The following is a 21,961-nucleotide window of genomic DNA, read 5'->3' as shown; positions in this document are numbered from 1 at the left end:
ACGGAAATCTGTGCGGACCCGGTTGCCCGGGACGCGGAGTCCTACGCCGGAACCAGTGCGGGGTCCCCGCTGGCGGCGTCGGCGCCGTCGCGCGCTTCATGCAGGAAGCGGTCGTAGGCCGGCAGCGTCAGGAAGGCCGGGAATTCGCTGCTGAGGGTGACTTCCTCGAAGATGTCCCGCGCGTCGGCGAAACGGTCTCCTTCGAAGCGCTCCAGTTTGGCGAATTCCTCGTCCAGCATGTCCTCCACCCACTCCCGGGTGATTACGTCGCCGTGGTCAGTGATGGCCCGGGCGAAGATCCACTGCCACAGCTGCGAGCGGGAGATTTCCGCGGTGGCGGCGTCCTCCATCAGGTTGTGGATGGCCACCGCGCCGTTGCCGCGCAGCCAGGATTCGATGTAGCGGATCCCCACTTCGATGTTGTTCCGGATCCCCTGCTCAGTGATGGTTCCGGTGGTCGCGGAGATGTCCAGGAGCGCGCGGTCGTCCGCGGTGACGTCTTCGCGGAGGCGCTCGAGCTGGTTCGGACGCTCGCCGAGGACGGCGTCGAACACCTCGCGGCAGACCGGCACCAGGTCCGGGTGCGCCACCCAGGAACCGTCGAAGCCGTCGTTCGCCTCACGGGTCTTGTCCGCGCGGACCTTCTCGAAGGCGATCGCGTTGGCGTCCGCATCCTTGCGGTTGGGGACGGCGGCGGCCATGCCGCCGATCGCCATGGCGCCACGCTTGTGGCAGGCCCGGACCAGCTGCTCGGTGTAGGCGCGCATGAACGGCTGGGTCATGGTGACCTGGCCGCGGTCCGGGAGCACGAAGCGCGGTCCCCGGGTGCGGAAGTTCTTGATCAGGGAGAAGATGTAGTCCCAGCGGCCGGCGTTCAGGCCCGCGGCGTGGTCCCGGAGTTCGTAGAGGATCTCCTCCATTTCGAACGCCGCGGTGATGGTCTCGATCAGCACGGTCGCGCGGATGGTGCCCTGCGGGATACCCAGCAGGTCCTGCGCCATGATGAAGATGTCGTTCCACAGCCGGGCCTCGAGGTGGCTCTCGATCTTCGGCAGGTAGAAGTACGGACCTTTGCCCTGGGCGATCAGGCGGCGGGCGTTGTGGAAGAAGTACAAGCCAAAATCCACGATCCCGCCGGCAATAGGCGTGCCATCGATGAGCATGTGCTTTTCCGGCAGGTGCCAGCCGCGGGGGCGGACCACGACTGTGGGCAGTTCCCCGGCCGGGCGCAGCTTGTACTCCTTGCCCTCCGGGGAAGTGAAGTCGATCCGGCGCTCCAGCGCATCGGTGAGGTTCAGCTGGCCCTGGATCACGTTGCGCCAGGACGGCGTGGAGGAGTCCTCCATGTCCGCGAGCCACACCTTGGCGCCGGAATTCAGCGCATTGATCGTCATCTTCTTGTCGACCGGCCCGGTGATTTCCACGCGGCGGTCCTCCAGGCCCGGGGCCGGGGGAGCCACGCGCCAGTTCGGGTCGTTGCGGACGGACTCGGTCTCGCGCAGGAACCGCGGGTCCTGGCCCTTGGAGATCTGCTGGCGGCGTTCCTGCCGTGCCTGCAGCAGCTCCCGACGGGGCCCTGCCGTGGCCTTGTGCAGCTTGGCAACAAACGCCAGCGCGTCCGGCGTGAGGACCTCGCTCTGCCGGCAAATCGGCTGCGCGGTCAACGTGATCCCGTTGATAGTGAAGTTGTCAGTGAAGCTGTTCATCTCAATCTCTCCTTGGAGAAGCAAAAGTTCGACGGCGGGTGGTGACGTGCGCTGAAGACGGCGGGCCAGATGCTCCGGAAGCGTGCGTAAAAGGGGCCCCATTGCCGCCCCGCCGAGGTGGGCAATGGCGAAGGCGGCAATGGGGAATAGCACGCGGAGGAGCGTTCGGTCCGCTGGCGGAACTGCCGCCGTCGTGAGTTCTAGTGGAACTGGCCTTCTTCGGTGGATCCCACCAGGGCCAGGGTGGATGCGTTCGGGTTGAGCGCGGTGGCGATGTCGTCGAAGTAGCCGGTGCCGACTTCGCGCTGGTGCTTGGTGGCGGTGTAGCCGCGGGACTCGGAGGCGAATTCCTTCTCCTGCAGCTCGACGTACGCGCTCATGCCTTCCCGGGCGTAGCCGTGGGCGAGGTCGAACATCGAGTAGTTCAGGGCGTGGAAGCCGGCCAGGGTGATGAACTGGAAGGTGAAGCCCATGGCGCCGAGTTCGCGCTGGAACTTCGCGATCGTGGCGTCATCGAGGTGCTTGCGCCAGTTGAACGACGGCGAGCAGTTGTAGGAGAGCATCTGGTCCGGGAACTCGGCCTTGACGGATTCCGCGAATTTGCGGGCCAGTTCCAGGTCCGGGGTGCCCGTCTCCATCCAGATGAGGTCGGAGTACGGGGCGTAGGCCTTGGCGCGGGCGATGCAGGGTTCGATCCCGTTGCGGACCTTGTAGAAGCCCTCCGGGGTGCGGACCGGCTGGCCGCCTTCGCGGAGGATGAATTCCTGGTCACGCTCGTCGACGTCGGAGGTGATCAGGGTGGCCGCCTCGGCGTCGGTGCGGGCGATGATGACCGACGGGGTACCGGCGACGTCGGCGGCGAGCCGGGCCGCGTTCAGCGTCCGGACGTGCTGCTGGGTGGGGATCAGGACCTTGCCGCCGAGGTGGCCGCACTTTTTTTCCGAGGCGAGCTGGTCTTCCCAGTGCACGCCCGCGGCGCCGGCCTGGATCATGGACTTCATGAGCTCGTAGGCGTTCAGCGGGCCGCCGAAGCCTGCCTCGGCGTCGGCCACGATCGGGACCATCCAGTCCTCGACGGTCTGGATGCCTTCGGAGAACTCGATCTGGTCCGCGCGGAGCAGGGCGTTGTTGATGCGCCGGACCACCGTGGGAACGGAATTGGCGGGGTAGAGCGACTGGTCCGGGTAGGTGTGGCCGGAGTTGTTGGCGTCCGCGGCGACCTGCCAGCCGGAGAGGTAGATGGCGCGGAGGCCGGCCTTGACCTGCTGCACGGCCTGGTTGCCGGTCAGGGCGCCGAGGGCGTTGGTGTAGCCGCCGGTCTTGTGCTCTTCGGTGAGCTGCTTCCACAGCTTTTCGGAGCCGCGCCGGGCGAGGGTGTGTTCTTCGGAGACGCGGCCGCGGAGGCGGATGACGTCGGAGGCCTTGTAGTCCCGGGTCACACCTTCCCAGCGGGGGTTGGCGGCCCACTCGAGCTCCAGTGCGGCGGCCTGCTGCTCGGGCGTCTGCTGGGTGGGCTCAAATGCTGCAGTCATCTTTGTCTCCTTGGTGGGTCCGGGCCGGTCAGTCTGCGTCTCTGCAGAGCCTGGCTGGTTGTTCCCGGATAGTGAATCTTTCCGTGAGTTCTACTTTTCTGCACTTTCCAAGGGGTTTCTAGACCAAAGCTATGGAAAGAAATGCACTTCTTCGCGTATTCTCAAGAAATGCACTCAACCAGCTGGAACCGCCAAGCCCTTGCGTCGTCCGCGCCCGCAGCGCCGGAGGTGGATGTCATCAGCCTGGGCCGGCGCGTCCGGCATCTGCGCAAGGCGGCAGGGCTCACGCTCGACGACCTGAGTGCCGCCGTCGGGACGGCCCCCAGCCAGCTGAGCCTGATGGAAAACGGCAAACGCGAGCCCAAGCTTGGTCTGCTCCAGCAGCTTGCAGCGGCACTCGGGGTGAGCATCGACGAACTGCTCGGCGCGGAGCCGCCCAACCGGCGTGCGGCGCTGGAGATCGAGCTGGAACGGTACCAGCGCAGCCCCATCTATGAGTCCCTGAACCTGCCCAAGATCCGCATCAGTTCGCGGCTTCCGATGGATGTGCTGGAGTCGATGGTGGGCCTGCAGCATGAGCTTGAACGCCGGCTCAATGAGCAGGTCGCGACGCCGGAGGAGGCCCGCCGCGCGAACGGTGAACTGCGCGCGATGATGCGCGAGAGGAACAACTATTTCCCCGAGTATGAGGCCGAGGCGCAGAAGGTCCTGGCCTCGGTGGGCCACACCAGCGGTCCGCTGTCCCACCACGTCATTTCGGACATCGCCGGGCATCTCGGATTCAGCCTCCACCATGTGGGTGATCTCCCTCATTCCACGCGTTCGGTGACTGATCTTAAGAACCGCCGAATTTATCTCACGCAGAACGCCCGCAGCGATCACGACCCCCGTTCGGTGCTGCTGCAGGCGCTGGGCCATTACGTCCTGGGCCACCAGACGCCGAACAACTACGGCGATTTCCTGATGCAGCGCGTGGCCACGAACTACTTCGCCGCCGCGCTGCTGCTGCCCGAGCAGGCCACCGTGGCATTCCTGCAGGAGGCCAAGCAGGCCAAGGAAATCGCGGTCGAGGACATCCGGGATGCCTTCGCGGTGTCCTACGAGACCGCCGCGCACCGCTTCACCAACCTGGCCACCCAGCACCTGGGCATCCGCACGCACTTCCAGAAGACGCACAAGAGCGGCATCATCTACAAGGCCTACGAGAACGACGGCGTGACGTTCCCGCAGGACCACACCGGCGCCATCGAGGGTCAGTTCTCGTGCCGGAACTGGACGTCCCGGGTGGTGTTCGACGTCCCGGACAAGTTCAGCGCCTACAACCAGTACACGGACACCCCGGCCGGGACGTACTGGTGCACGGCCCGGACGGAACGCTCCGCGAACGGGGAGTTCTCCCTGTCCGTGGGTGTCCCGTATGCGCACGTGAAGTGGTTCCGCGGCCGCGACACCACCGAGCGGTCCAAGTCCACCTGCCCGGACGAAAGCTGCTGCCGCCGCCCGCCGGCGTCGCTGACCGCCGAATGGGCCGGGAACGCCTGGCCCTCGGCCCGGGCCCACTCCCACCTGCTGGCGGCCATGCCGCCGGGCGCCTTCCCGGGCGTGGACGAGACCGAGGTCTACTCCTTTCTGCAGGCGCACTCGGGGAGTTGACCCTCCGGCAGCTTCTGCAGGATTTTCCCAGACGCTCCCTCAGGTCCTGCGGTTTTTGGCGGGACGCTCCCTCAGATCCGGCCCGAAGCTCCCCGGCGCTCCCTCAGATCAGGTGAGGGAGCGTTCGGCGATCGGTTGCCAAAGCTGAGGGAGCGTTCCGTGGGGGGCGGCTGGCAGGCGGGCGGACTATATTGGCCTGTGTCAGCTCATCGATCCATCTCGCGGGAGCGTGCGCCCATGGCCAAGGAACTTGCCACCCAGCTCATCGAACAACTCCAGGCTGCCGGCGTGCAGCGGATCTACGGGATAGTCGGGGACAGCCTCAACCCGATTGTCGACGCCGTCCGCAAGACTGGCGGCTCGCAACAGGGCGGGATCGACTGGATCCATGTCCGGCATGAGGAGGCGGCCGCCTTCGCCGCGGCGGCGGAAGCCCAGCTGACCGGCCGGCTCGCGGTGTGCGCCGGCTCCTGCGGACCCGGCAACCTGCACCTGATCAACGGCCTGTACGACGCCAACCGTTCCGGGGCGCCGGTGCTGGCCATCGCCTCTCACATCCCCAGCAAGCAGATCGGCAGCAGTTTCTTCCAGGAAACCCACCCCGACCGGCTCTTCAACGAGTGCTCGGTCTACTCCGAGCTGATCAGCACCGCGGAGCAGGCGCCCCGCGTCATGCACAGCGCCATCCAGCACGCCGTCGGCCTCAGGGGCGTCGCCGTCGTGACCCTTCCCGGTGACATCGCCGGCCTGGAGGCGACGGCCGAAACGCCGGCCCCGGCGACCTTCCGGCCGGCGACGCTGATGCCGGACCCCGCGAGTGTGCAGGAACTGGCCGACGCCATCAACGCCGCCGGCAAGGTGGCCATCTTTGCCGGTGCCGGCGTCGAGGGCGCCCACGACGAGGTGATTGCGCTCGCCGGGCTGATCGCGGCGCCGATCGGCCATAGCCTCCGCGGCAAAGACTTCATGCAGTACGACAACGCCTATGACATCGGCATGACCGGGCTGCTGGGTTACGGCGCCGCGGCCGAGGGCATCGAGGACGCGGACCTGCTGATCCTGCTGGGAACGGACTTCCCGTACGACCAGTTCCTTCCCGGAACCCGGACGGCGCAGGTGGACCGGGCCGCGCACAAACTGGGGCGGCGGACCGACGTCGACGTCGCAGTGCACGGCGACGTCCTCCCTACCCTTGCCGCCCTCATGCCGTTGGTCACGGCCAAGAAGAGCCGCCGTTTCCTGGATGCGATGCTGAAGAAGCACGACCGGCTCATGAACAAGGCCGTGGGGGCGTATACCCGCAACGTCGGGACGAAACAGCCGATCCACCCGGAATATGCGGCCTCGCTGCTGGACCAGGTGGCGGCGAGGGACGCGATTTTCACGGCGGACACCGGCATGTGCAATGTCTGGACCGCCCGGTACATCAACCCGCTGGGCACCCGCCGGCTGATCGGCTCGTACCTGCACGGGTCCATGGCCAACGCGCTGCCGCACGCGATCGGCGCCCAGCTGGCATACCCCGGCCGGCAGGTGGTTTCGGTCTCCGGCGACGGCGGCCTGTCGATGCTGCTGGGCGAGCTCATTACGGTCGCCGCGCACCGGCTGCCCGTGAACGTGGTGGTCTTCAACAACTCCACCCTGGGCATGGTGAAACTCGAAATGCTGGTGGACGGGCTCCCGGACTTCGGCGTCGACGTCCCGGACGCCAACTACGCGGACGTTGCCCGGGCCCTGGGCTTCCACGCCGAGCGCGTCACGGATCCGTCCCGCATCGAGGCCGCGTACCGGGAAGCCTTCGCCCACCCCGGCCCGTCGCTGGTGGAGCTCATCACGGACCCCAAGGCGCTGTCCCTCCCGCCGAAGATCAAGGGCGCACAGGTCCTGGGCTTCGCCACGGCCATGTCCAAAGTGGTCCTGAACCGGGGCGCCGGCGAGGCCGTCAGCATGGCACGGAGCAACCTGCGGAACGTCCCGCGGCGCTAGGGGCGGGCCCGGCGAACTCGCCGGAAGCTGCCCGGTTCGCCGGACATTTCCGGCGAACTGGAGACATTCCGGCGAACTGCGCACCAATCGAGGCGAAGGGGGTGGCCATGAAAGATCACCGCATGGCGAAAATTGTGGCGGTGGGAACCATCGCGGTGCTCACGGCTTGTGCGCCCCCGGTACCAGGGCTTGTGAAGGCCGACGGCGTCGAACGGGTTCCGGTGGACCGCGCCGCGTACGCTGCCGAATTTCAGGCATTCCGGGCCTCCGCCCTGACGTTGGGAGCCGCGCTGCTGGCCGACGGCGGTGAAGGGGCCGAAGGGAACGTGGTGTCGTCCCCCGGCAGCCTGCTGATCGCGCTCGCCATGCTGCGGGCAGGGGCGTCCGGGGAGACCGCCGTCGAAATGGACCAGATGCTGGGGCTCCCGGACGGCAACCGGGATGAGGCCATGAACGCCCTGCTCGAGTCCCTGGCTGCGTACGACGGTGATCCCGGCTCGGTCGACGAAAAGGACCCGCCCCGGACGCCGGTCATGCATGCGGCCAACGGTCTGTTTGTGGACAAGGACGTACCAACCGGAAAGAACTACCTGGAAACCCTTGCCCGGCACTACGGCACCGGGGTGTACCCCGTGGACTTCCGGGATGAGGCCGCCACGGGGCCGGCCCTGGATGCCTGGGTGGATAAGAACACGGGCGGCCGGATCAAGAAAGCACCTGCGGAGTACGATCGCGACAACACGTTCAGCCTCCTCAATGCCCTGTACTTCGCCGCGGCGTGGCAGTCGCCTTTCGACCCGAACGACACCTCGGACAGCCCCTTCACCAAGTCCGGTGGCGAGGAAATCAGCGTGCCGACCATGTACAACTCGCTGCAGCTGGCCTATGCGGAGGGCCCCGGCTGGCGGGCGGTCGAGCTGCCGTACGCAGAAGGTTTTGCCATGCGGCTGGTGCTGCCCGGTCCTGGCGTTGGGCCGGAGAGCCTCACGGCGGCCAAGCTGACGGCAATTGCGGCGGCCCTGGACACGGCCCCGGAGGTCTCCGCACTGATCTCCCTGCCCAAGTGGGACCACAAGAGCACCTTCGACCTGCGGAAGGTATTTGAAGCGCTGGGGCTGGCCAGGACCCTGGTCACCACCGAAGACTTCGACGCCATCCAGCCGAAGCTGACGCTCACGCAGGCCGCCCAGGCCGCCAACATCACCGTTGCCGAGAAGGGAACGGTGGCCGCCGCCGTGACGCAGATCAACGGCGCCGTGACCGGTGTGCCGCCCCTCCCGGACCAGACCATCGACTTCGACCGGCCGTTCCTCTACCAGGTCGTGCACACCGAAACCGGGCTCCCGATCTTCATGGGGAAGGTCGCGGACCCGCGCTGAGGGGCGGCCTGCCGGGACCCACATCGCCGGAAGCCCTCCAGTTCGTCGCAAACTTCCGGCGAACTGGAGGGACTCCGGCGAACTCGACGGCTTAGGGCGTCCCGCTCCGGCGCTCTTGTGCCAGTGCCGCCGCCACTTTTCCAATCAGCTCGTACGGGACAGGCTTCCGCAACGGGAACTTCAGGGTGCCCTTCGCGGCGCGGTAGGGGGCGAGTTCCGTGCTTAGCGATTCGTCGCCGTCGGGCACGGGGTAGACGGAGATGTGGTGCGCCCAGCCCGCGAAATATACGACGTATCTGCCCCCGAGCGTGATCGTCGGGATGCCGTAACTGATCTTCTCCCCTGATCCGGGTACCGCCGCATGGCAGCATCGCCGGATCTCCTGCAGCGCCTCCTGCACATCAGCAGGAAACGAGGCGATGTATTCCTCCACGGACTCAAAGTGCTGTGCCATTGCCGTTCCCTCCAACGATCCCAGCAACGAGTTAGCGCGGGCCGCCCTGCCACAAGGCATCGAACGGCGCGCCCGAGGCCACACGGTTCCGGATGCCGGCGGTCACAAACGCCTTCGCCGTCCGGGCGGCGGCCAGCGGCGTCGCACCCTTGGCGAGCTCGGCCGTCACCGCCGCGGCCAAAGAGCACCCGGCGCCGGAGACTGCCACCTCGCCCACCTTCGGGGCGGACAGGACTTCCAGGGTTTCGCCGTCGTAGTAGACGTCGACGGCGTCGGGGCCTTCGAGCCGCACGCCGCCCTTGGCGAGCACCGCGGCGCCGCTGAGCTCATGGATGCGGACCGCGGCGGCCTTGAGGGACTCGACGTCGGTAATCTCCAGCCCGGAGAGCGACTCGGCCTCGAAATGGTTGGGCGTGACGAAGGTGGCCAGCGGCAGGATGTGGGACTTGAGCGCCTGGTCGGTGTCCAGGGCGTGGCCCGGCTCCTGGCCCTTGCAGATCAGCACCGGATCCAGCACCACGTTGGCGAACTGCCCGGCCGCCAGCGCCGCGGCCACGGTCGAAATCGTCGCCGGGCTGCCCAGCATGCCGATCTTGACGGTGTCCAGCACGGCCGGTGCGCCGGACGCGGCACCGTAGGCCGCCGTCGTGGCTTCCAGCTGGTCCGCGATGACCTGCTGGTCCACCGGGACAAAGCGGTGGTTCCAGTTGTCCTTGGGGTCGAAGGACACGATGCAGGTCAGGTTCGCGATCCCGAAGACGCCGAGTTCCTGGAACGTCTTCAGGTCAGCCTGCGCGCCGGCGCCGCCGGTCGCTTCGGAGCCTGCGATGGTCAGCGCGACGGCGGGGGAGGAGGCGGGCTCGGTAGCTGTATCGGAAGCAGCAGCGCCATCCGCCAGGGCGGTGGAATCGAATGCGGTAGAAGTCATGGTCCCATCCTGCCATCCCGCCAAAACCGCGCGCATTGTGCTCATGAACAAGCGTTCCATGAACAGTATGAACAAAACCTGAGTGTTCCGGATCACGCGGACTAGGGTGGCGGACGGTGTTGCTTACAGGCGGCGCCGGATCCAGGAAGGTTCATTGATGAGCACCCAACTGACCGAAGCGGCCCAGACCCGGAAAGCCGTCGGCAACATCCTCAAAGGCTCGGCCGGCAACCTTGTTGAGTGGTACGACCTCTACGTCTACACCGTGTTCGCGGCCTACTTCCAGGCGCACTTCTTCAACTCCAAGGACGAGCTCCAGGCCGGTCTCGAGGCGATGGCCGTCTTCTCGACGTCGTTCCTGATGCGCCCGATCGGTGCCTGGTTCTTTGGCCGGTACGCCGACCGCAAGGGCCGCAAAGCCGCGTTGACACTGAGCGTGACCATGATGTCCGCGGGCTCTTTCGCGATTGCGGTGCTGCCCACCCAGGACGTGATCGGCCTGTGGGCCCTGATCCTGCTGGTCCTCATCCGCGTGATCCAGGGCTTCTCCGTGGGCGGTGAGTACGGCACCAGCGCCACGTACATGTCCGAGGCTGCCACGTCCAAGCGCCGCGGCTTCTTCTCCAGCTTCCAGTACGTCACGCTGATCGGCGGACAGATGCTGGCACTGCTGGTCCTTGTGGTCTTGCAGAACGCCATGCCCAAGGCTGAGCTGACCGAGTGGGGCTGGCGCATCCCGTTCGCGGTGGGCGGCGTGGCCGCGCTGGTGGTCCTCTGGCTGCGGCGCTCCATGGAGGAAACCGTCTCGGCCGAACAGCTCGAGGCCGCAAAGGCCCCTGCCGGGGGAGGCCAGGCGCAGCCCGGGACCATGAAGCTGCTGTTCACCAGCTACTGGAAACCGCTCATGATCTGCATCGGAATCACCCTTGGCGGCACGGTGGCGTTCTACACGTACACCAACTTCATCCTGAAGTTCATGAACGATACCTCCGGCATCGCCAAGACGGACACGTCGGTCATCAACTTCTGGGCACTGTTCATCTTCATGCTGCTCCAGCCGGTCTACGGCATCATCTCGGACAAGGTCGGCCGCAAACCGCTGCTGCTGTGGTTCGGCATCACCGGCGTCCTGTTCACCTGGCCGCTCCTGTCCGCGCTCGCCGGGACCAAGGATCCGATCACCGCGTTCCTGCTGATGATGGGCGGTCTGCTGATCGTGGGCGGCTACACCTCCATCAACGCCCTGGTGAAGGCCGAGCTCTTCCCCGCGTCCATCCGCGCCCTCGGGGTGGGCCTGGGCTACGCGATCGCCAACTCTCTCTTCGGCGGCACCGTCCCGCTCATCGGCGCTGCTCTGCAGAAGACCGGGCAGGAAGAGCTGTTCTTCACCTACGTCACCGTGGCCATCGGCATCTCCCTGCTGGTGTACATCTTCGCCTTGAAGAACAAGAAGTCCACGCACCTGGACCACGAACAGGGCCACGCCTGGGCGGCCGCTGGTCCGGACGCGGCTGCTGGTGGTCCGGGCGACGGCGGCAGGGACGAGGACAAGGACCTCATCGACGCCTCGCGCCGCTAGGGCAGGCCGCAAGCCGTCCTCGAATTCGCCGGAAGCGCGCCGGGTCGCCGTATGTTTACGGCGACTTGGCGCGTATCCGGCGAACTCGCGGCCTAAGGAGCGAATGGACGGCGACAACGACGGCGGCCCGGTCCCACGCTATTGGGCGTTGTCTGCGAACCGCAGCTGCAGGATCGTTGCGGCGGTGCCCGCCACGAACGTTCCCGCGAGCACAACATAGCTGCCTGGCTGGAGCGAGCCGACAGGATCGGCCACCATGCCGATCAGCAGCGGGACGATCGAATAAGGGAACCATTCCGCCCAGCCGGTCTTGCCGAACAGATTGCCCAGGGCCAGCATAACGAGCGAGAAAGCGATGGGGGCCACTTCGCCTCGGCTCCACACTGCGATCCAGGCGACCACAGGCGCGAGCAGGAACGAGATCGTCGCAGCGAGGAGCACGTGTGCGATTCCCGTCGCGGCCAACTCTGCCGAGAACCCCGGCAGCCCCAACACCAGTCCGATCGCCATGGCCTCGACGAGGACTATGACGATGAGCGCCATCCACCACACGGCCGCGACCGCCAGCTTGGCGGCGGCGAACCAATGACGGGCCACAGGCAGTGCGAGCATGTTCTTGGCAGTGGCATCACCGTACTCCCGACCAAACAGGTAGGCGACGATGAACGTCAGCAGCAGCATCCCGCCGACACCGAAGACCAGCGTGAGCATGTAGAAGTATTGGAGCCACGTCGCCTCAAGCCCGGCAAGGCTCGCTTTGGTACCCAGAAGCCCCAGCTGGGCCGCCCGCCCCGGTTCGCGCACGATCCACATGAAAAGCGCAATACCGAGCGGCATGATCGCGAGCACCGCCAGCGTGGCCCACGTCGCCTTGGCACGGTGGAGCTTCATGAACTCGGTGCCAAGAACCTGACCGAACATCAAACCGCGCCGCCCTCGGACGAAGCGCCGCTCCTCCGGCCATCGGCACCGCGCGCATCGCCCGTCCGCGCCAGGAAGTAGCGCTCCAGATCCAGTGTGAGCAGCGCCTGCTCGCGCTCTTCCGGGGTGTAGGCGTCGGTCGCGAACGCGCGCGCCTTCGCGGCGAGTTCGTCGCGCGACGACTCCTCGATGAGACGGCCGTCGTGGACGATACCGATGCGGTCGACCAGGTGAGCGACCTCGGCGAGGATGTGGCTCGACATGAAGACGGTGGCGCCGCGCTCGTCGGCGAGCGAACGGAGCAGCTCGCGGATCTCGACAATGCCGGCCGGATCAAGGCCGTTGGCGGGCTCGTCGAGCACGAGCAGTTCGGGGGAGTGCAGCAGCGCGCGGGCGAGAGCGAGACGCTGTTTGTTGCCGAGCGAGAGCTGCCCGGCACGCCGATCGGCATAAGGATCCAAGCGCAGCAGCGTGATCGAGTCGGCGACCGACCGCGGCGGCGAACCGGTGAGCCGGCGCTGGATGTCCAGATTCTCGCGCACGGTGAGGTTGGGGTAGGCGGTCGCGGTCTCGACGAGGAAGCCAACGCGGGCGAACACAGCGGTCTCGCCAGGGATGATGCGCTGGCCCAGGACGGTCACCTCCCCGCTGCTCGGCCGGATCAGGCCGAGCATCATGCGGATGGTGGTCGTTTTGCCCGCCCCGTTCCTGCCGAGGAACCCGTAGATCTCGCCCCGGCGGACGTCAAGGTTGAGCGAGTCGACGGCGGTGACGTCGCGGTACCGCTTGACGAGGGCGCGCGTGGAAACCGCGGAGTCAGGCATGGGGCTCCTCCATGGCCCCATCCTGCCACCACGCCCGGAGCGTTCACAGGGTGAAGCTGCGGCTGCATCAGGCTCCCGCACCGTCGGGTGCGAGAATGGAGGCGGTTCCGGCTGCTTGTGTTACCGGGGCCGTCCAGTGCTAATACAGCCGGCCGCCCAGCGTGTTCCCCTTGCGGGTGCGGGCCGCCGAGCGAACCACTACGAATGGAATACCCATGACTTCCGCCAAGACCTTCCCGGCGTCAGCCGCACCAAGGTTCGCCTCGATCGGCTCCCCACATTTCGGCATCATGCTCGCTGTCATGGCCGTGGTGCTGATCCTGTCCAACATCGGGGCGTCCAAGGGCGTGGCGATCGGCCCCGTGATCACCGACGGCGGCTTCTTCCTCTTCCCGCTGGCGTACATCCTGGGCGATGTCATCAGCGAGGTCTATGGCTTCAAAGTGGCGCGCAAGGCCATCATCACCAGCTTTGCGCTGTCCGTCTTCGCGTCGCTCTGCTACTGGGTCATCATCGCCCTTCCGGGGTTCGACGACGAATACGGTTCCTCCAAGCAGGCAGCCTTGGAAGGCGCACTGGGACCGGTCCCGCAGATTGTGCTGGCATCGCTGCTGGCCTTCCTCGCCGGCCAGACCATCAACTCCTGGATCCTGGTGAAGATGAAGGCGCGGACCGGGGAAAGGTCCCTGTGGGCGCGCATCATGGGCTCCTCCGTGGCGGGTGAGTTCGTGGACACCCTGATTTTCTGCAGCATCGCCGCATCCGTGATCGGAATTACCGACGCCGCGATGTTCATGAACTACGTCCTCGTGGGCTTCCTCTACAAGACCCTCGTGGAGTTCGCCTTCGTCCCGCTGACCTCGCTCGCCATCGGCTGGGTCAAGAAGCGCGAACCGAGCTACGGCGCCTAGGACTCCGCCGCCGGCCGCCGGCCAGTTCGGAGCCAGCCAGTTCGGAGCCAGCAGCCGCCCAATTCGCCGGAAACCCGCGGTGTCGCCGTAAGTTTCCGACGACGTGGCGGGCTACCGGCGAATTCGAGTCTTTGGGGTGCGGGCTTTGGGGTGCGGGGTGCCGGGCGCCGCGACGCATTCGACGCTCAGGGGTGCCGGCGGCCGGCCAGCGCACGAAGCAGACGGTGTTTGAATTCCTGCTCGCGAAAGAGGTCCTTCCACTCCACGCGGACGAACCGCCAGCCCTCTTCAACCAAGGCCTTCTCCCGGCGCCGTTCCTCGAAGAGCACCTCGGCCGTGGGACTGTAGTCGAAGTACTTGATTTTGCCGTCGAACTCGAGTGCGACCTTTTCCTCCTTCCATGCAAAGTCCAGGCGATGGCGCCCGGCGCGGCTCGACACTTCCAGCTGCGGCTCAGGTGGCCGGATCCGCAGCCGCAGGATCAGATCGCGGGTCAGGGTCTCGCCGGGAGATTCGGAGCGCGGATCGGCCGCGGCCAGGACACGGCGGAAAGTCCGAATGCCCCGGCGGCCGTCCAGGTCATCTGCCATGGCCTGCAGGGCGCCCGGGTCCGCGCCGAGTCGAAGCGCGTGGTCGGTGAGGATCAACGCCTGCCTGTAGGGCAGCAGCATGGCGCAGTCGGCCGTCGTGCGCTCCAGGGACGTGGTCCGGAGGCCGTTCACCACGGCGACGTCGTGGTCGGCGAAGGGGCGCGTGTGGCAGCGGACGTCCCTGCCGTGTCGCTCGTTCGAGGGCCGTACTTTCTGGAGGACATGGATCACGTCATCCACTTCCCACAGGTGGAGGAGGCGGAGGCGCGCTGCGGAAGTGTGGCTGTAGTGGAAGGCGCCTGTCGACGTCGTACGCGTTCCGTGGGCCTGCGCGTAGATGAGCTGCCGGCTCCGGACAGTATGCGACTGGGCGTTCCAGAGGCTGGCGCGGATGTAGCAGCCGTGCCGGAGCCGGACGAGGGTGCCTGAATCGAGGAGCGAGCGAATGGCGCGCGAGCTGAAGCCGAGATCCAGGAGCTGTTCGGTGCGCCAGAGGTTACCGGTCGGCGGCGGCTCCAGCACGGGGTTATGCGTCATGCCACCAGCTTCGGCCGCTGCAGGAGCAGGCGGGAGGCCCCGCCGTCGCTATGTGGAAAACACGAGGGCGCCGCACCTTGGCTTCTTAGGGGGACGGCCGCTTTGGATGCCGCCCAATTCGCCGGAACGCGGCGAAGGCGCCGTCAATTTACGGCGAAGTCGGTGGTTTCCCGCGAATTCGGCGGGGCGTCAGCCGGGAACGCGGGCGGTGGTTCCGCGGACGATGAGGTCCGGCTCGATCAGCTGGCGCTCAGGCTCGAGGGCGGGGTCCTGGATCCGTGCCAGCAGGGCGCTTGCGACGCCGGACCCGACAATGTCGCTCCGGTTGTCCACCGAGGTCATGTCCAGATACCGCGACTTGGCCAGCGGGGAGTTGTCGTAGCCGATCACGGAGAGCTCTTCCGGGATGGACAAGCCCCGGGCCTTGGCTGCGGCGAAGGCGCCCAGGGCCATGGTGTCATTGGCGGCGAACAGGGCGGTCGTGTCGGGGTGGTGGTCAAGGACCCAGCAGGCGGCCGCATAGCCGTCCTCCTCAGAGGTGCCGCGGGATTCACCGGCGATCCGGGCCTCGACGCCGGCCTCCAGGATGCGGCGGCGGAAGCCCTCCCGCCGGTGGGCCGCGGCGCCGCCGGAGCCCGAGAGGTGTCCGATGCGTGTGTGGCCGAGCCCGATCAGGTGCTCCGCCGCCATGCGGCCGCCGCCGTCGTCGTCGTTGGTGATGAGCCCGGCGCCGGCGGGAACGCCGTTCCGCCAGCCGGCGACGACGGCGGGAACCCAAGTGCCGGCCATCATGGACTCGCTCGGCTCGGCGGCGATGACGAGGCCCTCCACATGCATGGACAGCAGGCCGTCCACGGCCTCCGTGATGCGGTTCTCGCCGGGGCGGGAATCGGCGAGGGTGACCTGGTAGCCGCGGGGGGAGAACACGGATTCCATGCCGCGCAGGAGGTCCACGAACCATGGGTTCCGGAAGTCGTCAATGACCAGCCCGATGCTTTTCGTCTGGCTGCTGGCGAGCGTGGTCGCCGCCCGGCTGGGGCGGTAACCGAGCTCCGACATGGCCGCCCGGACGGCCTCCCGACGCTTCTCGCTGACCTTTGACGGGTTTTGAAGCACGAGCGAGACCAGTGACGGGGAGACGCCGGCGCTCTTGGCGACGTCGTAGATCGTCGGGCGGCGGGTTCTGGGGGTATTCAACGACATCTGCAGGGCCTTTCACGTCTCATCCGAGGATAACCGGTCAACCATTGACAGGACATATGGACATAGCTACGCTTTTGTTCAGCGCCAGATTTTGTAGCGCTCCAATTTCTACCGTCGGGCCGTCGGCCTGACCGAATTTCAAAGGAGAAATCGATGGCTGACAGTTTGGGAGTTGCCGTAATCGGCGCCGGCATGGCAGGAAAAGCGCATGCGGCCGCGTACCGCACGGCGTCGGCGCTCTACAGCCCGGTTCTTCCTCCTATCCGGCTGGTCTCCATCGGCGACGTCAACGCCGAGTTCGGTTCCCTGGCCGCGAAGCGTTTCGGCTACGAACGCCACGACACCTCGTGGCAGGCGATCGCCGAGGCCGATGACATCGACGTCGTGAGCGTCGTGATCGCGAACTCCCTCCACCGCGAAGTCGTGGAGGGCCTGCTGGCCGCCGGCAAGCATGTGCTGTGCGAGAAGCCGCTGAGCGACTCAATCGAGGACGCCCGCGCCATGGCCGAGGCGGCCCGCAGTGCCAGTTCGATTGCCCGCATCGGGTTCACCTTCCGCCGCACGCCGGGCATCGCCTACATCCGGGACCTCATCCGCACCGGCGTGCTGGGAAACGTCCTGCACTTCAGCGGCCGCTACTGGACCGACTACGGGTTCAGCCGGTCGGCGCCCATGAGCTGGCGCTACAAGGGCGGCCCGGGCTCCGGGGCCCTGGCCGACGTCGGCAGCCACCTGACGTACGTCGCTGAGTTCCTCTGCGGCGACATCAAGTCCATCAGCGGCGGACGCCTCAGCACCGTGATCGACAAGCGCCCGCTGCCGCTGGGCGCCGTCATGGGCCACGACCACGCCGCGGTCAGCGACACGTTCGAGCCGGTCGAGAACGACGACTACGCGGTGTTTTCCGCCGAATTCGAGAACGGTGCAGGCGGCTTCGAGGTCTCCCGGGTCGCCGCAGGGCACGCGAACAGCCTCATCTTCGAGGTCTTCTGCGAGAACGGCGCCGCCCGGTTCGACCAGCGCCGCCCCGCGGAGATCGAGCTGTTCCTCAACGACGGCCCGGCCAACGAAAACGGCTACCGCCAGGTGATCCTCGGCCCCGGACACCCCTACATCGCCGGCGGGCTGGCCATGGACGCGCCCAGCGTCGGCTTCGGCCAGAACGACGCCTTCGGCTACCAGGCCCGGGCCTTCCTCGAGGAGGTCGCCGGCCTCAGCGAGGCGGACTCCCTGCCCCGCTGCGCCACGTTCGACGAGGGCGTGCGCAACATGGAGCTGCTCGGCGCAGTCACCGAATCCGCCCTCAACAACGGAAAGAAAATCACGCTATGAAACTCGGCGTCTACAACGCAATCCTGCACGACCGGCCCCTTCCCGAGGCCCTCAAGGTCATCGCCAACCTCGGACTGACCGGCATCGAAATCAACACGGGCGGGTTCCTGCCGGCCGTCCACGTCCCCACCATGGACCAGATCCTGGAAAGCGATGCGGCCCGCGATGACTACCTCGCGATTTTCGAGGGCACCGGCGTCTCGATTGCCGGCCTGAACTGCAATGGCAACCCGCTGCACCCCAAACGTGAGATCGGCGGGAAGCATGCCGAGGACATCCGCCGCTCCATCCGGCTGGCGCAGCGGCTGGGACAGGACCGTGTGGTGACCATGTCCGGCCTGCCCGGCGGCGAACCCGGGGCCACCACGGTCAACTGGGTGGTCAACGCCTGGAACTCGGCGGCCCTGGACGTGCTCGACTACCAATGGGGCATCGCGGCCGACTTCTGGAAGGAAACCGACCGCCTGGCCGCCGACCATGGCGTGAAGGTGGCCCTCGAGCTGCACCCGCAGAACATCGTGTTCAACACCGCCGACGTCCACAAGCTCATTGAGCTTACCGGCGCGACCCATGTCGGCGTCGAGCTGGACGCCTCGCACCTGTTCTGGCAGCAGATGGATCCGGTCGCGGTGGTCCGCGAACTCGGCCCGCTGGTCTTCCAGGCCGCGGCGAAGGACGTCCGCATCAATACCGCCAACGCAGCGCTCTACGGTGTCCTCGACAACAGCTTCCGGCGACTCTCCCCGGACGAAAACCGCACCAACCTCGGCGGCGACGAGTGGGCCAACGAATGGCCCAAGGACTCCGCCTGGGACTTCGTTGCCCTGGGCCGCGGGCACGACACGGCCTACTGGGCCGAGTTCCTGCGCGCGCTCTACGAGGTGGACCCGGAGATGCTGGTCAACATCGAGCACGAGGACGTCTCTCTGGGCCGGATCGAGGGCCTCCAGGTGGCGGCCAAGGTCCTGCGGGACGCCGACTCGGCACTCGCGGCGTCGCTGCACCTCACCAACTGACGGCCCGGCACCCAAGTCCTGCCGCCGAGTCGCCGGAACACTGCGGGGTCGCCGGAAACTTCCGGCGATCTCGCACGGTTCCGGCGACCTCGACGCCGGGGCGACCTCGACGCCGGGGCCGCACCGACGCCGGGGCCGCACCGACGCCGGGGCGACCTAGGAGTAGTAGTTCGCCAGGGTCTCGGCCTTGAACTCGAAGAAGTTGCCGGCCTCGATGGCGAGCCGGGCGTCGTCGACCATCTTCACCACGAAGCGCTCGTTGTGGATCGAGATCAGGGTGGCCGAGACCATCTCCTTGGCCTTGAACAGATGATGGATGTAGGCCCGCGAATAGTTCAGGCAGGCGTAGCAGTCGCAGCCCTCCTGCAGCGGGCCGAAGTCGCGTTTGTACTTCGCGCCGGAGAGGTTGTACCGGCCGGTGGGGTGGTAGAACGCCGAGTTGCGGGCCACCCGGGTGGGGGAGACGCAGTCGAAAGTGTCCGCGCCGTTTTCAATGGCCGTAAAGATGTCGTCCGGTTCGGAGATGCCCAGCAGGTGCCGCGGCTTGTTCTCCGGCAGCTCCTCGTTGCACCAGCGCACGATCGTGCCGAGGTTCTCTTTCTCCAGCGCCCCGCCGATCCCGAAGCCGTCGAAGTTCATGCCGCCGAGGTCGCGGCAGGCCTTGCGGCGCAGGTCCTCGTACTGGGCGCCCTGGATCACCCCGAACAGGGCCTGGTAGGGCTTGCCGGCGCGCTCGTCCGTGAGCCGGAAGTGCTCGGTGATGCACCGCTCGGCCCAGCGCCGGGTCCGCTCCAGGGACTCCTCCTGGTAGCCGCGGGAGTTCTGCAGCGTGGTGAGCTCGTCGAACGCGAACATGATGTCCGCGCCGATCTGGTGCTGGACGTTCATGGAGATCTCGGGGCTGAAGCGGTGCCGGTCGCCGTTGAGGTGGCTCTTGAACCACACGCCTTCCTCGTCCACGTGGGCCAGGCGTTCTTTGCCGGGTGCGACTGCGTCGTCCGGCCCCGAATGGTCCACCGATTTCATGTCGATGACCTTCTTGAACCCGGAGCCCAGGCTCATCACCTGGAACCCGCCGGAATCGGTGAACGTCGGACCGCGCCAGTTCATGAACGCCCCCAGGCCGCCGGCCTCGTCCAGGATGTCCGCGCCCGGCTGCAGGTACAGGTGGTAGGCGTTGGCCAGCACCGCCTGCGCGCCGAGTTCGGCAATGGATTCCGGCAGCACGGACTTGACCGTGGCCTTGGTGCCGACGGCGATGAACGCCGGGGTTTGGATCTCCCCGTGCGGGGTGGCTATGGTGCCGGTCCGGCCCAGGAACTCACCGCCGTTGGCGGCAACCTGCCCGGCCGACGGCGGGCACGTCTCGCTCAGGCGTTTGCCCACGCGGAAGGAGAACTCGGACTGCCGGGCAGGCGCGGGGGACGAAGACTCGAAGTCAGGATTGGCTGGCACGGTTCAAGTGTGCCAGCTAACGCAGCTCTGGACTCAGTGGACGGGATCCGATGTGGGGTAGTTCTCAGCCCGCCACTTGTCCCAGTAGTCGCGGACCGCCTCCAACTGGTGGGCCCCGAGGTCGTAGGTGGAGACGATTGCGAGGGATCCGCCGTCGGGCCGGACGTCGGCGATGGCGGGCTGGTCCGCCACGATCAGCAGGCCGTCCCCGTGCTCGGCATAGTTGTGGACGGTCAGACCCACCTGGTGGTTGCTGCGGAACCACACTTTGCCGGAGATTTCCTCGCCCGTGGGCAGGGTGAGCGAATACGGGTCCCCCGGCGCCGGGACATCGCTCAGCCCCAGCCTTTCGATCGCGGACCCGCCTGAGCCGGGAACGGAGAAGAAGAAGGTCCGGCGCTTACCATGCGGGTGGCGCTCCAGGGTGAAGCGCAACTGGTGGAGGAATGTCAGCCAGCCCTGGGTGATGTCCTCGTCCCAGGCCGCCCACTCGGAATTGTGGTCGATTGCCGCCCGGGTGACGCTGACCTCCGTGCCCGTGGGGACAGGTTTCAAGGTGAAAACGTCGCCGCCGTCGACCACCAGGGAGGTGTGGTCGGCGCCTTCGACCACATTGGGGCCGAAGTAGATTTCGTTGATTTCGGCCTCTTGGTCATCGGCCACCCAGCCGTGCCATTGGGCGATCTTGGCGGGTTCGCGCAGCATGGTCCAAACTTGCTGCGCGTCGGAATTGATCACAACGCTCAGATTGTTCGTCATGGGGTGAATCTACAACTCCGGGACCGCCACGGGTAGGGCCCAACGCTAGACCTCAGGCGCGGACCGATTCGAGCTCGTTGGCGATCCGGCGTTCCAGCTCAACGGTGCCAATTGTTTCGGAGCTGCCGTGCGCGCGCAGGAACAGGAGCGCCTCGAGCCGCAGCAGGCGCCAGTCGCGTTCCGCATCCTGGTTCGCGTTGTCGATCGAGCGGAAGATTTCCTTGTCGTACAGGTTGGGCTCGTTGAGCGAGCGCTGGCGCACCTTGGCGTTGATCCTGGCCTTGAACGGGTCCGTTTCCATGGCCTCCGGCGCGCGGAGCAGTTTCTCGTAGATCCCGGCGCGCTGGTCCTGACCCAGCTGGCGGCAGATGTAGCTGGAGAGCGCCAGCGATGACTCCACGGAGGCCCAGCGGTCGGGGTTGCCGTCGAACGGCAGGACGTTGAGCAGGTCCGCGACCGCCAGGGCGTTGTCGGGGTCCTTGAGGGTGACGAAGAGCTCGTGCGCGAGGTCGCTGAGATCCTTCAGGCAGCTCCCGGACTTGGTGTTGATGCCCTTGGCGAGCCGTTCACTGAGCAGGAGGACCCCGACGGCGCCCGGATGGTCCTCGGCCGCGGCCTCCACGACAGACTCCGGCGTGCCGTCGGGGGCCGGGATGAGTGCCAGGTCCGCTTCGCTGGGTCCGCTCACCGCGGGCGGCGCAACAGGCTGGGGAGGAACGACGACGGCGGCGGCCGCCGTATTGTCGGGCCCGGCAGCGTCGGATTCAGGTGCGTCGGCCCCGGGTGTGTCGGATTCAGTTGTGCCAGGCCCGGCAGTGTCGGATTCAGTTGTGCCAGGCCCGGGTGCGACCGGCTCAGCCTCGTCCGGCGCAGGGGCGCCGCCATCGGAAGGAGTTGGCGTGCCGGTCGCGCCGCCGTCGGACGCCGGTGTGCCGGCCCCGGCGTCGTCCGTGACGCGGACCAGTGATCCCGCCGCGATCCGCAGCACACCGCCGCCGCTGAGGGTCGTCAACACCATGGCGGGAGTACCAAAATCGTCGGTTTCGACATCCACGCGATGGATCTCTGCGGAGCGGTTTCCGTCAGGCAGAATCAGGTGGTCGCCGGCCCGCAGAGATCCAGCCTGCTGTTCACTGTAGTTCCGGGAGGCTGGGGGGTGGGTCATCGGGAGTCCTTAAAGTTCTCTTGCGGTCCGC

General features: G+C 66.9%; 18 protein-coding genes. 7 read left to right on the top strand and 11 right to left on the bottom strand.

Annotated elements, in window-relative coordinates:
* Nucleotides 1-41: 41 nt before the first annotated feature.
* A complete protein-coding gene (gene aceB / locus AC1DKN_RS08560) occupies nucleotides 42-1,706 on the bottom strand; it encodes a malate synthase A (protein ID WP_476860060.1) in 1,665 nt (554 codons plus the stop codon).
* Between the two features lie 200 nt (nucleotides 1,707-1,906).
* Nucleotides 1,907-3,238, bottom strand: coding sequence for an isocitrate lyase (gene aceA / locus AC1DKN_RS08555; RefSeq protein WP_459383768.1), 1,332 nt, complete (start codon nucleotides 3,236-3,238; stop codon nucleotides 1,907-1,909).
* 141 nt (nucleotides 3,239-3,379) lie between these two features.
* On the opposite strand from aceA, the gene AC1DKN_RS08550 reads away from it, so the two are divergent.
* The 3 genes from AC1DKN_RS08550 to AC1DKN_RS08540 all read left to right on the top strand — a co-directional run bounded on the left by AC1DKN_RS08550 (nucleotide 3,380) and on the right by AC1DKN_RS08540 (nucleotide 8,256).
* On the top strand, nucleotides 3,380-4,891 hold the full coding sequence (locus AC1DKN_RS08550; protein WP_028278044.1) for a helix-turn-helix transcriptional regulator: 1,512 nt from the start codon (nucleotides 3,380-3,382) through the stop codon (nucleotides 4,889-4,891).
* A 237-nt stretch (nucleotides 4,892-5,128) separates the two neighbouring features.
* Entirely contained in the window at nucleotides 5,129-6,877 is a 1,749-nt protein-coding gene (locus tag AC1DKN_RS08545) for a pyruvate dehydrogenase (protein WP_223914492.1), read from the top strand.
* Between the two features lie 107 nt (nucleotides 6,878-6,984).
* A complete protein-coding gene (locus AC1DKN_RS08540; RefSeq protein ID WP_476871023.1) occupies nucleotides 6,985-8,256 on the top strand; it encodes a serpin family protein in 1,272 nt (423 codons plus the stop codon).
* A 91-nt stretch (nucleotides 8,257-8,347) separates the two neighbouring features.
* Here the strand turns inward: AC1DKN_RS08540 and AC1DKN_RS08535 are convergent, their stop codons facing one another.
* The gene (locus AC1DKN_RS08535; protein WP_476857834.1) at nucleotides 8,348-8,710 is read right to left on the bottom strand and encodes an iron chaperone; all 363 of its coding nucleotides are present in this window, start codon (nucleotides 8,708-8,710) and stop codon (nucleotides 8,348-8,350) included.
* 31 nt (nucleotides 8,711-8,741) lie between these two features.
* The gene (locus AC1DKN_RS08530) at nucleotides 8,742-9,638 is read right to left on the bottom strand and encodes a hydroxymethylpyrimidine/phosphomethylpyrimidine kinase (RefSeq protein ID WP_476857835.1); all 897 of its coding nucleotides are present in this window, start codon (nucleotides 9,636-9,638) and stop codon (nucleotides 8,742-8,744) included.
* Between the two features lie 157 nt (nucleotides 9,639-9,795).
* Between AC1DKN_RS08530 and AC1DKN_RS08525 the strand changes: the two genes are divergently transcribed.
* A complete protein-coding gene (locus tag AC1DKN_RS08525) occupies nucleotides 9,796-11,217 on the top strand; it encodes an MFS transporter (RefSeq protein ID WP_476871022.1) in 1,422 nt (473 codons plus the stop codon).
* 138 nt (nucleotides 11,218-11,355) lie between these two features.
* Here the strand turns inward: AC1DKN_RS08525 and AC1DKN_RS08520 are convergent, their stop codons facing one another.
* Both AC1DKN_RS08520 and AC1DKN_RS08515 read right to left on the bottom strand, forming a co-directional pair.
* Nucleotides 11,356-12,138: an ABC transporter permease gene (locus AC1DKN_RS08520; RefSeq protein ID WP_476850543.1), complete on the bottom strand. Its 783-nt coding sequence runs from the start codon at nucleotides 12,136-12,138 to the stop codon at nucleotides 11,356-11,358.
* Entirely contained in the window at nucleotides 12,138-12,962 is an 825-nt protein-coding gene (locus tag AC1DKN_RS08515) for an ABC transporter ATP-binding protein (RefSeq protein WP_476871021.1), read from the bottom strand. The genes AC1DKN_RS08520 and AC1DKN_RS08515 overlap by 1 nt, the downstream gene beginning before the upstream one ends.
* A gap of 215 nt (nucleotides 12,963-13,177) precedes the next feature.
* Between AC1DKN_RS08515 and AC1DKN_RS08510 the strand changes: the two genes are divergently transcribed.
* Nucleotides 13,178-13,873, top strand: coding sequence for a queuosine precursor transporter (locus tag AC1DKN_RS08510; protein ID WP_476857838.1), 696 nt, complete (start codon nucleotides 13,178-13,180; stop codon nucleotides 13,871-13,873).
* A 185-nt stretch (nucleotides 13,874-14,058) separates the two neighbouring features.
* On the opposite strand, the gene AC1DKN_RS08505 is transcribed toward AC1DKN_RS08510, so the two are convergent.
* Complete coding sequence (locus AC1DKN_RS08505; protein WP_476871020.1) at nucleotides 14,059-15,000, bottom strand: type IV toxin-antitoxin system AbiEi family antitoxin domain-containing protein; 942 nt, start codon at nucleotides 14,998-15,000, stop codon at nucleotides 14,059-14,061.
* 189 nt (nucleotides 15,001-15,189) lie between these two features.
* A complete protein-coding gene (locus AC1DKN_RS08500) occupies nucleotides 15,190-16,203 on the bottom strand; it encodes a LacI family DNA-binding transcriptional regulator (RefSeq protein WP_476871019.1) in 1,014 nt (337 codons plus the stop codon).
* A 153-nt stretch (nucleotides 16,204-16,356) separates the two neighbouring features.
* On the opposite strand from AC1DKN_RS08500, the gene AC1DKN_RS08495 reads away from it, so the two are divergent.
* Both AC1DKN_RS08495 and AC1DKN_RS08490 read left to right on the top strand, forming a co-directional pair.
* Nucleotides 16,357-17,535 carry a Gfo/Idh/MocA family protein gene (locus AC1DKN_RS08495; protein ID WP_476871018.1) on the top strand — a complete coding sequence of 393 codons (1,179 nt, stop codon included), beginning with the start codon at nucleotides 16,357-16,359 and terminating at the stop codon, nucleotides 17,533-17,535.
* Nucleotides 17,532-18,551 (top strand): sugar phosphate isomerase/epimerase family protein, encoded by a 1,020-nt coding sequence (locus AC1DKN_RS08490; protein WP_476850549.1) that lies wholly within the window; start codon nucleotides 17,532-17,534, stop codon nucleotides 18,549-18,551. The genes AC1DKN_RS08495 and AC1DKN_RS08490 overlap by 4 nt, the downstream gene beginning before the upstream one ends.
* A 156-nt stretch (nucleotides 18,552-18,707) precedes the next feature.
* Here the strand turns inward: AC1DKN_RS08490 and tgt are convergent, their stop codons facing one another.
* Genes tgt through AC1DKN_RS08475 form a run of 3 tightly spaced genes read right to left on the bottom strand, consistent with a single transcriptional unit; the run spans nucleotide 18,708 to nucleotide 21,930 of the window.
* On the bottom strand, nucleotides 18,708-20,006 hold the full coding sequence (gene tgt, locus AC1DKN_RS08485) for a tRNA guanosine(34) transglycosylase Tgt (protein WP_476871017.1): 1,299 nt from the start codon (nucleotides 20,004-20,006) through the stop codon (nucleotides 18,708-18,710).
* A 33-nt stretch (nucleotides 20,007-20,039) separates the two neighbouring features.
* Nucleotides 20,040-20,765 (bottom strand): SRPBCC family protein, encoded by a 726-nt coding sequence (locus tag AC1DKN_RS08480; RefSeq protein WP_476871016.1) that lies wholly within the window; start codon nucleotides 20,763-20,765, stop codon nucleotides 20,040-20,042.
* Nucleotides 20,766-20,817: 52 nt separating this feature from the next.
* On the bottom strand, nucleotides 20,818-21,930 hold the full coding sequence (locus AC1DKN_RS08475) for a DUF6707 family protein (RefSeq protein WP_476871015.1): 1,113 nt from the start codon (nucleotides 21,928-21,930) through the stop codon (nucleotides 20,818-20,820).
* Between the last annotated feature and the right edge of the window lie 31 nt (nucleotides 21,931-21,961).

It is taken from the genome of Arthrobacter sp. 01N444 (assembly GCF_056399305.1).
This window is presented reverse-complemented; position numbering and strand designations above follow the sequence as displayed.